Origin of the sequence: Candidatus Neomicrothrix sp., from assembly GCF_035329545.1 — a bacterium.
Classification (GTDB): Bacteria; Actinomycetota; Acidimicrobiia; order Acidimicrobiales; family Microtrichaceae; genus Microthrix; species Microthrix subdominans.
In genome coordinates this window covers 1-12,121 of the sequence record NZ_DAOLGP010000031.1, presented here as the reverse complement: position 1 = coordinate 12,121, position 12,121 = coordinate 1, and the positions used below count along the sequence as shown (strand labels likewise).

At 66.4% G+C, this 12,121-nt stretch carries 16 protein-coding genes and 2 tRNA genes; 17 read left to right on the top strand and 1 reads right to left on the bottom strand.

Annotation, left to right across the window (positions count from 1 at the left end):
- Positions 1 to 116 precede the first annotated feature (116 nt).
- The 8 genes from PKD89_RS15010 to PKD89_RS14975 all read left to right on the top strand — a co-directional run bounded on the left by PKD89_RS15010 (position 117) and on the right by PKD89_RS14975 (position 3,966).
- Positions 117 to 443: an STAS domain-containing protein gene (locus PKD89_RS15010; RefSeq protein ID WP_289011841.1), complete on the top strand. Its 327-nt coding sequence runs from the start codon at positions 117 to 119 to the stop codon at positions 441 to 443.
- Between the two features lie 3 nt (positions 444 to 446).
- Entirely contained in the window at positions 447 to 905 is a 459-nt protein-coding gene (locus PKD89_RS15005; RefSeq protein ID WP_287376492.1) for an ATP-binding protein, read from the top strand.
- A complete protein-coding gene (locus tag PKD89_RS15000) occupies positions 902 to 1,672 on the top strand; it encodes a sigma-70 family RNA polymerase sigma factor (protein WP_289011840.1) in 771 nt (256 codons plus the stop codon). The genes PKD89_RS15005 and PKD89_RS15000 overlap by 4 nt, the downstream gene beginning before the upstream one ends.
- A 16-nt stretch (positions 1,673 to 1,688) precedes the next feature.
- Positions 1,689 to 2,399, top strand: coding sequence for an ATP-binding protein (locus tag PKD89_RS14995; RefSeq protein ID WP_289011839.1), 711 nt, complete (start codon positions 1,689 to 1,691; stop codon positions 2,397 to 2,399).
- Between the two features lie 86 nt (positions 2,400 to 2,485).
- Positions 2,486 to 2,692, top strand: coding sequence for a hypothetical protein (locus PKD89_RS14990; RefSeq protein ID WP_289011838.1), 207 nt, complete (start codon positions 2,486 to 2,488; stop codon positions 2,690 to 2,692).
- A gap of 85 nt (positions 2,693 to 2,777) precedes the next feature.
- A tRNA-Ser gene (locus PKD89_RS14985) sits at positions 2,778 to 2,866 on the top strand.
- Between the two features lie 156 nt (positions 2,867 to 3,022).
- The gene (locus PKD89_RS14980; protein ID WP_289011837.1) at positions 3,023 to 3,496 is read left to right on the top strand and encodes a group III truncated hemoglobin; all 474 of its coding nucleotides are present in this window, start codon (positions 3,023 to 3,025) and stop codon (positions 3,494 to 3,496) included.
- Complete coding sequence (locus PKD89_RS14975) at positions 3,493 to 3,966, top strand: group III truncated hemoglobin (protein WP_289011836.1); 474 nt, start codon at positions 3,493 to 3,495, stop codon at positions 3,964 to 3,966. The genes PKD89_RS14980 and PKD89_RS14975 overlap by 4 nt, the downstream gene beginning before the upstream one ends.
- 16 nt (positions 3,967 to 3,982) lie before the next feature.
- On the opposite strand, the gene PKD89_RS14970 is transcribed toward PKD89_RS14975, so the two are convergent.
- Positions 3,983 to 4,636: a helix-turn-helix transcriptional regulator gene (locus PKD89_RS14970; RefSeq protein WP_289011835.1), complete on the bottom strand. Its 654-nt coding sequence runs from the start codon at positions 4,634 to 4,636 to the stop codon at positions 3,983 to 3,985.
- 179 nt (positions 4,637 to 4,815) lie between these two features.
- On the opposite strand from PKD89_RS14970, the gene PKD89_RS14965 reads away from it, so the two are divergent.
- From PKD89_RS14965 to PKD89_RS14925, 9 genes are all read left to right on the top strand, one after another.
- A complete protein-coding gene (locus tag PKD89_RS14965; RefSeq protein ID WP_287376479.1) occupies positions 4,816 to 4,965 on the top strand; it encodes a hypothetical protein in 150 nt (49 codons plus the stop codon).
- A complete protein-coding gene (locus tag PKD89_RS14960; protein WP_289011834.1) occupies positions 4,965 to 5,840 on the top strand; it encodes a YwiC-like family protein in 876 nt (291 codons plus the stop codon). Before PKD89_RS14965 ends, PKD89_RS14960 begins: the two co-directional genes overlap by 1 nt.
- A gap of 49 nt (positions 5,841 to 5,889) precedes the next feature.
- Positions 5,890 to 6,612, top strand: coding sequence for an iron-sulfur cluster repair di-iron protein (gene ric / locus PKD89_RS14955; RefSeq protein WP_289011833.1), 723 nt, complete (start codon positions 5,890 to 5,892; stop codon positions 6,610 to 6,612).
- A 778-nt stretch (positions 6,613 to 7,390) separates the two neighbouring features.
- Positions 7,391 to 7,888, top strand: coding sequence for a nucleoside deaminase (locus PKD89_RS14950; protein ID WP_289011832.1), 498 nt, complete (start codon positions 7,391 to 7,393; stop codon positions 7,886 to 7,888).
- Positions 7,889 to 8,043: 155 nt separating this feature from the next.
- Positions 8,044 to 8,133: transfer RNA gene (locus PKD89_RS14945), tRNA-Ser, on the top strand.
- Positions 8,134 to 8,752: 619 nt separating this feature from the next.
- Entirely contained in the window at positions 8,753 to 8,953 is a 201-nt protein-coding gene (locus PKD89_RS14940) for a hypothetical protein (RefSeq protein WP_289011831.1), read from the top strand.
- A 230-nt stretch (positions 8,954 to 9,183) separates the two neighbouring features.
- On the top strand, positions 9,184 to 9,390 hold the full coding sequence (locus tag PKD89_RS14935) for a hypothetical protein (protein WP_289011830.1): 207 nt from the start codon (positions 9,184 to 9,186) through the stop codon (positions 9,388 to 9,390).
- A 169-nt stretch (positions 9,391 to 9,559) separates the two neighbouring features.
- A complete protein-coding gene (locus PKD89_RS14930) occupies positions 9,560 to 9,949 on the top strand; it encodes a hypothetical protein (RefSeq protein WP_289011829.1) in 390 nt (129 codons plus the stop codon).
- Positions 9,950 to 10,155: 206 nt separating this feature from the next.
- Positions 10,156 to 10,746 carry a hypothetical protein gene (locus PKD89_RS14925; RefSeq protein WP_324332516.1) on the top strand — a complete coding sequence of 197 codons (591 nt, stop codon included), beginning with the start codon at positions 10,156 to 10,158 and terminating at the stop codon, positions 10,744 to 10,746.
- The last annotated feature ends 1,375 nt before the right edge of the window (positions 10,747 to 12,121 follow it).

Sequence of the window (12,121 nt, the reverse complement as noted above, 5' to 3'; positions counted from 1 at the left end):
CGCCAGCATGCTTTCCAAGCGGCGCCGCCGTGGGGCAGCACGATGAACGTTGGGTATCTTAAGGGGGTCGCAAGTTTCGATTGCGTCACGACCCGGGTACCCCACTGGAGCGAGAGATGACAGGCAACGAGTTCACGGTCGCCCACGAGCGATCAAAGGACGGCATCGTGTTGGTACTCCGAGGAGAGCTTGATATGACGACGGCTCCGCTGGTGGAGGCTGCCGTCGATGAGGCCGCCAACGACGGTGCCGATGCGCTGAGCTTCGATCTGGGATCGGTGGGCTTCATCGACTCCTCCGGGCTGCGTTCGCTCCTCCAAGCCCGCCAGCGTTTTGGCGATCGCAACGACTCGGTCACCCTGGTCTCTCCGCAACGGGCCGCCCTGCGCCTCCTCGAGGTTGCCGGCGTGCTCGACCATTTTGCGATCGAGAGGCTGGACTGAACCATGTTGGATGCCGACGAGATCCAAGCAACCGATGCGGGCGATGACGCCGCACGGCGGGCGATTGCCGGGCCCATCACGTTGGGTTTCCCCGCTCGACCCGAGCCGGTGCGCTTGGCCCGCCTGGTCGGCGCTGCGGTCGCTGGATCGGTCGACGCCTCGCTCGACGACATCGAGGACCTCCGCATCGCCGTCGGAGAGGCCTGCACCATGCTGGTCGGCCACGCCACGCCATCGGCGCGGGTCGAAATCACGATCGAACCGCGCGCCGAGGCCATCGACTTCAGCGCCCAGCTGCGCGGCGGCCTTCGGCCGGACCCCCAGGTGGACGACCTCGCCCAGCTCGTGCTGCGGTCGCTGGCCGACGACGTCGATTTTCGCCTCGGCACCGATGATGCGGCGCTGACGTTCTCGTGGCCGATCGCCGGAGCGGCGAGCAGCGGATCCCAGAGCGGCAGATGACCGACGAGGCCATTGCGGCCCGCACCAAACGCCGCAGCCGCTCCGAACTACGACGGGCCGACAACGATCAGCTCTTGGAATGGTGGGTGGCAGAGCGCGGCGAAGAGGTCCGCTCCGAGCTGGCCGTGCGCTACCAGCAGATGGCCAAAAACCTGGCGTCGCGCTTTGCCAACAGAGGTGAGAGCCGAGAGGACCTGGCCCAGGTGGCCGCCTACGGCATCCTCAAAGCGCTCGACCGGTACACGCCCGACCGAGGCGGCACCTTCGAGAGCTACGCCGTGCCGACCGCCGTTGGGGAGATCAAGCGTCATTTCCGCGACCACTCCTGGGGCTCGAAGGTGTCGCGAGGCGTCAAGGACCTGATGCCACGTGTGCGCCAGGCGGAGGAATCGCTGACCGCCCGCCTCAACCGCAGCCCCACCGTCCCCGAGGTGGCGGCCGAGTCCAACCTCCCGATCGAGACGATCCACGAGGTGCTCGAGGCCAGGCGCATGTATCGACCCAACAGCTTGGAGGGCCGACCCGAGGGCTCCCCCGACCCGGCGGTGGGCGATATTGGCGTCACCCGGGCCGTTGACCGGATGACGATCGAGGCACTCCTGGAACGCCTTCCGGAACGAGAGCGCACCATCCTCGAACTGCGATTTTTCGAGGAGTTGAACCAGAGCGACATCGCCGAACGGGTCGGCGTCAGCCAAATGCATGTTTCACGATTGATACGACGGGCACTTGAACGCCTAGCGACCCTCGTCGATCAAACCGACTAAGTGAACTGACTGGCTGATGAACCTCTTGATCTGCTCACCTTCCACCTTCTCGACCATCTTCGAGCGGCTCTGTGAAGACCACGAGTGGGCCTGCACGCTGGTCGAAGCCTTCGAGGACGGCCTGCTGAGCGATCACCAGCTCCCCGACGGAACGCTGGTGATTAACCCGCAGGAGGACTGGCCTCTGCACCGCATCCTCACCAGCATGCGCAAGGTCGCCCCTACTTCGTTAATCGCCGGCGCCTATCTGGATGCGTCCGACGACTCGGTCCTCTCCGAGCAACAGATCGAGAAGTGGGTCGCCCGAACCGTGGCCGGCCGAGGACTGGCCCCGGAATCCTGGGCCGATGACTTCGAGTCGCTTCGCTTGGACGATGGCGGATCGCCGGCTGAGGTTCGCAAGTGGGTGGTCGAACGCCTGGACGAGTGGGGCCTGGATGACCTCACGATGGACGCCGCTTTGGTCGCCTCGGAGCTGACGACCAACGCCCTCACCTCGCGCAACGATTGGCAAGCGAACGATCCGATCGACGTCGAACTGGCTCGCCTCGACCAAACCGCGCTGCTCTCGGTGATCGACACGACGCCCGACCTGCCTACCCCGCTCCCGCTGGCCGACGCCCGCATCTCCGGCCGCGGGCTGCACATCGTGTCCGAGTTGGCTCAGTGGTGGGGGGTCACCTCCTGGGATGCGTCCAAGGTTGTGTGGGCCGAGCTGGCCGCCTGATCCGTCCGGGTCCGATTTTTCCGGTTAGGGCCGGCCGCCGCCGGGTACCCCGTTCCTGAGTTTCCCTATCGACCCGGAGGTCACCAATGAGCGAACACGGCGAAGTATCCGATTCCACTACCGAAGCCGACGAGGTTGATGGCCGCACGACCGGCGCTGCCGACCGCGCCGCCACCCCGGAGGAAGCCCGGATGGCCGACCAGCACGGCGACGCTCTGACCGACTCGGTGCGCGAGCACGAGGAAGAGATGATGGAGACCGGTGCCAACGTGAAGGGCGAGGGCGAAGTCTGAGATCCCGCCCTCACGTCGGCGATCGCACGGGTGAGCGCCGGGTCTGCGTTGGGCCGGGTGGCTCCGCTACGCTTGCTCCCACCTTGGAGAGGTGCCAGAGCCAGGTCGATCGGGCCTCCCTGCTAAGGAGGTGAAGGGGCAACCCTTCCGTGGGTTCAAATCCCACCCTCTCCGCACGACGATGTCGGACGACATCACGAGCCCCCGAACCGACTGGTTCGGGGGCTCTGCCGTTGTCTCGCTATCGGCAAGGTGGGTGGATATTTCCGCTGTTGAGTGGATAAACTCGGGATCGTTGTCACCGATCCGCGAAGCCAGCTTGAGGAGACCATGAGCGCCAGCGCACACGACCACCGGGAGCGCGACCTGGACTCCCCCGAGGAGATCGCCGAGATGGTTCGGCGGTTCTACCAGGACGTCGCCCAAGACGACCTGCTCGGCCCGATGTTCAACGACGTGGCCCAAGTCGACTGGGCCGAGCATCTCCCAAAGCTGGCCGCCTTCTGGTGCCGCGCCCTGCTCGGCCTGCCCGGCTACCAGGGCAACCCGTTTCGGGCCCACACGCTGGTGCACGCTCAGGAGCCGTTCACCCCCGCCCACTTTCAACGGTGGTTGGAGCTGTTCACCGACACGATCGAGTTCGGTTGGAGCGGCCCCAACTGCAACCGGGCGCTCACCCTTGCCCACAACGTGGCCCGGGTGCACAGCAACCAACTGCTCGGCACCCCGGCCGAGACATCGACCGCCCCCGATGAGGTGGTGTCCGCCACCATCGGACGCCCTGCCGGCGCCGTGGCGCCATGAGGGGTGACGCCACTACCGACGTGGAGGAAAAGGCGCCCGCCGGCCCCTCCGTCGACTTGACCACCCGCCCGCAGGTGCACGACCTGGTCGTCGACTTCTACCGCGAGATCGTCTTCGACGAGCTGCTCGAGCCGATGTTCGGTGAGGTCGCCGAGGTCGACTGGGCCAGCCACATCCCGCGCCTGATCGACTACTGGTGCCGCATTCTCTTCGGCACTAAGGAGTACGTCGGACAGGTCATGGCCGTTCATCGACACCTGAACTCCCTCGAAGCCGTGCGTCCCGAGCACTGCGACCGCTGGTTCACCATGTGGAGCGCAGCGGTCGACCGCCATGGGGCGGGGCCGACCGCCGATCACGCCAAGGGCCACGCGGCCACGTTGATGGCCGGGATGGCCAAGCACATCTTCGGCTACGAGTGGACGCCGCCGGTGCCCGCCGACACCGAAGCAGTCAACGGTACGAACTGACCCGATCCGTGCAGGCTCAGTTCGGGTTGACCACCCGGCAGCGCAGCACGCAATGGGCGGTGCGGGGGTCGCGGGGGGAGAGCGACTCCACCTCGATACCCCCGATCACCTCGGCCGCGCCCTCCGCCAGCCCCAGGTGTACGCCGCACACCGTGTCCGGGGCGACCAGCACCGCCGAGGCGAAGGGGCACTCCCCCAGCACGATCTCGACAACCTCGCCGTCGTTGCGCACCGACGGGTCGAAGCCCTGCCGGGACATCTGGGCCACCATCTCCTCGATCGGCGACGACGACGCCCCGGCCGCCCGGTAGCCCTCGCGACCGACCCGTCGGCCAAGCTCCACCGGGGTTTCCTTCGACGTGATCGCTTCGGCCAGCCACATCGACAGCCGCTCGTACGGGCCGGTGACCCCCCAACGGCTCTCGGCTCCCGGCGCCACCGTGTACTGCAGGCGAGGACGACCGCGACCACTGGGGGCGGCCACCGTTTCCTCGACCAGGTCGGCAGCCACCAGTTTGGCCAGGTGCTGGCGAATGGCGTTGTGGTTCAGCCCAAACTCGGCGGTGAGGTGCGCCACATCCAACGGCGCGTCACCATCGACGATAGCGCGAAACACCTTGTGCCGGGTGGGATCACCCAACGCTCTCGCTTGCACCTGAAGGTTCGCCATGGAATCGCAGTGAGCTCAGCGGCCCGAGCGGGCCGGGCACCAACCGACCGCCGGTCTTGTCATGTTGTTCACTCTAGCAAACGCTGGAGATATTACGACTCCGGCCGTCGGGCCGAGGCCGAAACTCGAACGGGAGGGGCGCGGCTCGACACAGATTACTTCTCATGTAGACTAGAGATATGCCCCAGGATCTGGACCCGATCTCCCCGTCGGCCGACCACAACCGACCCGAGCCCGATCGGCCGAGCCACCCGATGGGTGCGTCGCTCCTCGTCGTCGGTGGCGTCACGTTGCTGATCATCCTCCTCGCCGTCATGAGTTCGTTCTGATGACCAACATAGATCAACGCCCAACCTCCTCCGATGCCGAGTCGGCCGCCTCCTCCGGCGCAGCGGGCCCTCGTGCAGCAGCACCCCGAGCCAAGCAACGTTCGACGCTGCGTACGGTGGCCCTGCCCAGCGAACACGGTGGCTGGGGACTCACCCTCGAACCGGTGCTGTTGGGGCTGCTGGTCGCCCACAGCGTCTCGGCCTTCTGCATCGGCCTGGCCGCCGTACTGGCGTTTCTCGCCCGCACCCCGCTGAAGCTGGCGGTCGTCGACGCACGACGGGGACGCACCTTGGAGCGCACCCGGATGGCCCGCAAGGTGGCCGCTGCGGAGCTCGCCGTGCTGGCCGTTCTGGTCGTCGTCGCCTTCCTCACCGCCACCCCGGGCTTCTGGTGGCCGATCTTCGGCATCGCGCCGTTGCTGCTCGTCGAGTTGTCCTACGACATCCGCTCCCGCAGCCGTCGGCTGATCCCCGAGCTCGCCGGAGCGGTCGGCATCGCCGGCGTGGCCGCCATGATGGCGTTGGCCGGCGGCCTCGATACCGCTGTGGCGCTTGGGCTGTGGGCGGTGCTGGCCGGGCGGGCGATCGCCGCCATCCCGACGATCCGCTCCCAGGTTCTCAAGCTGCACGGCCGACCAACCAACGACGTCCTGCCGGTCGTCGCCGACCTGGTGGCGCTGGCCCTGGTCGCAGCGACCGCCGTCGCCGAGCCGGCGCTGCTCGCAGGTGCGGTCGCAGTGGCCGTCGCCATCGTTGCCCAGCGGGCCCTGATCGCGTGGGCTCCCACCGAACGCGCCGTCGTGCTCGGCATCCGCCAGACCGTGATGGGACTTGCCGTGGTGATCGCCACCGCCGTCGGCGTGGGCCTCGCCTAAGCCACATTCGTTCTCGACCTAACCAACCGCCATCCCACGAGGAGCAGCAATGAGCGATACGACCGTCACGCAACTCGACGATCTGCCCACCGATCCACCGCTCGGCGCCCTGGTCACCGCCAACCCCGGTGTGGCCCGGGTGCTGGAACAGTTCGGGTTGGACTACTGCTGCGGTGGCCAGACCCGTCTGACCGTCGCCTGCATGGAGGCCGGCCTGGACCCCGACGAGGTCCGCAACGCGTTGGCCAAGGTCGCCATCGACGACGGGGTCGCCTGGGCCGATCTGGAGCCGGTCGAGCTCATCGACCACGTGCTCGCCGTGCACCACGCCTACCTGCGCGACGAGCTGCCCGCCCTCGATCAGCTGGCCAACAAGGTGGCGTCGGTCCACGGAGAACGGCATCCCGAGCTGATCGACCTGGCGGCGACGGTGGCCGAGCTGCGGGCCGATCTCCTACCCCACATGGCGCGCGAGGAACTGGCGCTCTTTCCGATGATCCGTCAGCTGGTCGCTGCGGACGGCGAGACGACTCAAGGCCCGACGGCAGCCGACCTTGATCGAGGGCCGATTGCCAGCATGCGCATCGAGCACGACCAGACCGGGCGGCTGCTCGAGCGTCTCCGCTCGCTGAGCTCCGACTTCGACGTGCCCGCCGACGGCTGCGCCAGCTACACCAGCCTGTACCAACGCCTGGCGGCGCTCGAGGCCGATACGCACCTCCACGTGCACAAGGAGAACAACGTGCTCTTCGAGGCGGTCGCCGGCCTGTAGGGCGAGCCGATGCCGGCCCGTCGTTGCGGATCGACCCGGCCTCCACGCCCACCACGGAGAAGGCCCAGCCCACGAACACCCCGGGCACGACGAGGGCCCCGGGCCGGTCCGCAGACCGGGCCCGGGGCCCTCAACACCGGTATCCGCCAAGCGACCTGGCGTCGGCCGTAGCCTGACGTCCAAGCGCTTACTCATCGCCCGTCGTTCCCGAGGGTGCGGCGGGCGATGCCGTTGTAGAGGCCTCTGGCCCGAAGGCCGTCCTCCCCCTGTGTGGACCGTTCACCCGAAGCGACCGGTCCATCCGCACCGGTCCGGGGATCGATGCGGGTGGCGAATGCCGGTGTCCTCCACGGACACTGGGACTCTGAGCCCCGGTGCCACCTCGGGCCGAAGCCCTCGGTGGTGCCCAACCGAGCTGGCGCCCGCTTGGGTCGGTCGGACCGAAGTCCTTCCGAGTCGCCAGCGTGACCTTCCGGTGTCCGATCGGCCGAAGCCGCTCAGAACCACCCTCGACGACGAAGCGCCTCCGGTGTTGTCCGTCGGGAACGCTGACGTTCCGTGTGGAGAGAGCACTGTGCGCCCCCACGCCTTCCGGGTCAACCATTTTGTCGACGATCCCCAGGTTGTCCCCAGTGTTTGTGGATTGTCCCCCGCCCCCCGCCGGTTCTCCACCGCTCCATGCACACTTCATCCACAGGGCGACATCCGCGGCGCCCTGTCCACATCTTGACTCGCTCACGGGCATCATCGCGCCCGGTCTCACTCCTACACTGAGGGAGTGAGCATCCCCGGATCGGCGGTCTTCCCCGCCGGCGACCAACCCTCGAGCCCCGAGGCCGCATGGATGGCCACCGCCATCGACGAGGCCCGTTCCGCCCTGGAGCACGGCGACGTGCCGGTAGGAGCAGTCGTCGTCGTCGACGGCGTCATCGTTGCCGCCCGGCACAACGAGCGGGAGCTGACCGGAGACCCCACCGCCCATGCGGAGATCCTGGCCCTCCGCGACGCAGCTGCGGCCGGGCAGAATTGGCGACTCGACGACGCCACGCTGGTCGTCACCCTCGAACCGTGTCCGATGTGCGCCGGGGCGGCGTTGGCCGCTCGGGTGGGCCGTGTGGTGTTCGCCGCGCCCGACCTCAGCGGCGGCGCTCTCGGCTCCACGTACCACCTCGGCTCCGATCCCCGCCTCGGCTACGAGTTTCCCGTCGAATCGGGCCCGGGGGCCGAAGAGGCCGCCGCCCTGCTCCGGACGTTCTTCGGCGACCGCCGCCCCTGACCCCGGTCGTCGTTCCCGCCCTGCGGAGTCCCCGCTCTGGGGAGCACGGCGACGAAGCTCCACCGACGGCTCCCGGACGCTTGTGCCGGACCCCGATCGGCGTCGGCGGACAACCAGCTAGGAACACACCCGGCCGCCCGGCTAACGTCATCGACGGAGAGTTGCCAGAGCGGACGAATGGGACGGTCTCGAAAACCGTTGAGCACGCAAGTGTTCCAAGGGTTCAAATCCCTTACTCTCCGCCATTCGCAGCCCTACGGGGCACTGGGAAGTAGCCGATCCAAAGGGCTCCCAGGAACACCCAAGCTCATTCCGTTCGAGCGGGGCAACTCATCCCTCATCCCATCTGGCCGCCAAACTCTCCTCACCGAAGGCGGCAAAGCTGGCCGCCCGCTCTCGGCCCAATCGGACAAGAAGGCCCACAGCATCCTCTGAGCAGCGCTGTCCGCTGCAGAGCGGGGTTTCGTCCTCCATCCCATCCAATTGCTGATTCGGGTTCCACGGGCTCAGGTCCCCGAAACTGTGCGGTGGCGATGCTCTTCGGCGCCATGGCGGCTGCCCATGTCTCCAACCCGTCCCCGATCGAGAGGTTGGTCGGACTGGTTGAACGTCGCATGTGACGCCCAAAGGGGTTGCCACATCCGCCAGGCCAGCCGATACTTGGGAGCGTCAAAGGCACGAGCCAGCGGAAGTGAACCCCGGTGCCATCCTCGGACGAGGTGAGCCGGGGTTCTGCGCGTTCAGTCCTAGCGCTCCCTCCCGCCGGCTGCTTATCGATTGGCTGTGCGCCCCGCCGCCGACCCAACCCCTCACGACCATGGTCCATGGGAGGCAAGAGCGGAACCGGCCAGGTAAAACGTTGGGGTGGCAACCACCGCGAAGACCCCGAGTGGGGCCGTTACTGCAGCGGTCGCCGATGCCCGGCTCGAAGGCACCGAACTCCACCCCGACGCGATCAGCATTCTTGAACAACTCGATGCCGGGCACATCGACTCGGACACCGCAGGACGGCAACTCCTCGCACGCCACGATATCACAGCGCCCGCCGGTCACCCCCTCGCCTGATTTCCCTCGGTCGTGAGCGCCACCGGCGGCGACCCGGACCTGGAGCCCAGAACCGACTGCCTATGAACGTTTGGATGACCGCGTGGGCGACCAGTTCGGCGTCGCCCAGCTTCGCTGGGCAGACCCTTTGCGGGTGCCTCATCCTTCGTTGTCACTCAGGTTGGTCATAGTGGAATCTGTTCATCACGTGTAACATGAGTGTTACTGCAACCAGCTTGAGAGGGGCCCCGATGAGCACCGCGGTGACGCACGAGAACGTAGACACTCTCGACGAGTTCGACAACGATGGCCTCGAAGATGTGTTCGACGGCATTGCCCGAGAGCACCTTGGAATCTCCGGCGCAGAGTTCATCAAGAGGTTCGACGGGGACGGGTTCGGCGAAGCGGACCACACGTCAGTGATGTACGTCGCAATGTTCCGCCCCAGTGGGCGGTAGGACACCGAACGACGCTGTCGAAGCGTTTCGTACACCGATTGCTGAGGCGTTGGGGTGCTTCGGGCACGTCAGTCTGAGTCCGGCCCCAGGGCAAACGCCTGGCGACCGAAGCACCAACAAGTACGTCAAGGGTTCGGTCCGCACGTTCGGCATCAACGCTGGCCGAGGCATGGACCTGAAGTCGCAGAGCGAGCCGATGAAGCTGCTTCTCGCGATCCAGGTCGAGATAGTTGCGGGGCGCGAGAACGTCGCGGACGAGCGGTTCAAGGTTTCCACCCGCAAGTGGATTCACGTTCTGCGAAGAGAGGGCCGCGAGATTGTGGCCTATCACTGGCATCCGGACGAGCCGGGTGACAAGACCTACCCGCACCTGCATCTCGACGGCAAGAGTTCGCCTCACTACCCGACCGGCCGCGTGCTCATCGAGGACGTGCTGATGCTGGCAGTGGAGATGGGGGCCGAGCCGGTTGACCGAGCGAGGTGGGACGAATGCTGCGAGCGCAACCGTTCCAACTTCGCGCTCGGCGCGACGTGGGGGCTCCCGGTGAATCGCGCCTGACTCACCGGAGCCGCGCAACGCGACGGATCTAGCTGCAGCCGAAGAGAGTTCGCAGGTCGACCCGCAGTCAGGCGTCGCAGCACCTCTGTTTCGTCAGCGGCCTTGAGCGCCCACGCTGTCAGGGCGTCGGGCGTAAGTGACTTGTCCGGCCGGACGAGGAAATGGTGGGTCGAACGAAGTCGCGTGGTTGGTCGGACCGTTTGGCAATGGGGGCACTGGGGAGTTGCCGCTCGGCGGGTCGGCGGTGGCCTGGCTCAGACTGCTGTGGCCGGGCCTCTCGAATCGCTTCGCTGGTACGGCCCTCGATATGGCTTGGGTCGAGGGGGGGGACGAACACTATCGAGTTCCTCGTCGGCCGGAACAAGCTCGAACGGATCTCCACCGACGACTTGGGGCCAGCCACCGCGGTACTGGTGCAGCGTGCGACGAAACGGCTCGAAACAGCGAAGGGTGCCCTGGCTGCGGAGGACTTCGATGGGGCTTTCACCAACGCCTATGACGTGTACCGAATGGCTGGCGAGGCACTTCTCCTGGTCCAGGGACTGCGAGCTACCGGCGGCGACGGATCGCACGTGACGGTCGAGGACGCGGTCTGCGCGCAGTTTGGCGGCGTGGTCGAGGACTTCAACAAAGCCATCTATGAATGCTTCCGTCAGGGCCGCCACGCAGCTCAGTACTTCGATCCGTCCAAGGCAGAGAAGACCAGACCCGATGCCGGGTGGGCGCTGTCGACGGCTGACCGAGCACTTTCCCGGAGCACTGCGCTCATAGACGGTGGGACCGTCGAGCCCTACTGAGTGACGGGGCGCTCGAGGTCGATCGGCACGAGTGGACGGGAGGTGACGGTGGCATGGAAGGGTCCTTCCCCATCGGTGAGCCAACCTGGGTTTCGGATGGTCACCTGCACCTCGCGCCCGAGTGGTTCCCGCTGACCGGGCAGCCAGACCTGTCACCCCTGTGGTGTAGCTCGGAACCGCCCTGTGAGGGTGTTGATCCCAGAGAAGACCCGAAGCGACCGTCAACCAATCCTGGGGCAGACCTCGCGACCGGTCACTCAGGCCGGGCTGGGCGTAGCCACAACCTGCGGCCCGTGGCATTGGCCACCGTCGAAGCCGAAGAGTAAGGCGTAGTTCAGGCAGAGCGGGTAGTGAAAGGCGCGAATCCGCGCTCGGCGTACTCGCGTGCCTCCGCGTTGGTGCTCTCGATTGACGCGTGGCGGCCGTCGATGATGACAGCTTGTCCGGTGGGTTCGTAGAGGAACCCGTCAGCGTCCGGGAGGTACCCGCCTGCCGGGTAAAGCGGCGTGTTCGGGGTGGGTGTCGGTGCGGTCTTGGTAGCAGTCATAGAAAGGTTGCCCGGGTGCTTGGGCGGAGCTTCATGGAATGGATCACTCGGTATGAAGTATGGGCCGGAACGTAGACAACTTCCAGTAGCTGACCATCTCGGGCCGGACATACAACCAAGATCCTATGGTCGGGACGTTCGGGTGGTTCAGCATCGAGGGGCCATTCTTCGACGCGGTGGCGGAGGGCGTGCATCGTGTCGTCTTCGTCGATCCCGTGGACGAACGCCGAAGGCGTCGGTATGTAAGGCGGTGGTTCTGGGGTGGTCATGACCCCTCGAATCGTAGATGCCCGACAGGTTGACCTCGTCCCCGGAACTGTGGCGAGGTTCACGCCGCTGGGCAGTAATCGCGACGTCGGTGGGCATTTTGGTGCATCCCGTGGTGTCGCTGTCTCGGACTGCACAGGTGGGTAGGTAATGGTGTGACCCGGCCTTATGGCTCACATGTAGGCCGCCGGTCCTGTGACTGGTGTGGGATGACGCGGCAGGCCACCGTTTCGTCACCGGGTTGAGCTTCGCTGCCGCCGCCGGGTCGACGGCCATGCCAGGGGCCGATGTCGACGCCATGCGTCGTCGATCTCAAGGTGGCTGTCCCTCCCTGACGCAGGGCTGAGCGATAGAGGCGTGGCCATGAAATTGGCCATGATCGGAACCCTCAATGAGGGTATGAAACCCCTTGGAACTGGCAGGGTGTCGCTGTTTCTGGGGGTTTTCGAGGGTGGAGGAGGGCTGTGCAGCCGTCTCGAAAACCGTTGAGCACGCAAGTGTTCCAACTGACGTTCCGCACTTCTCGGGGGCGTTATAACCGCATTTAGGTGACCGGCCGGG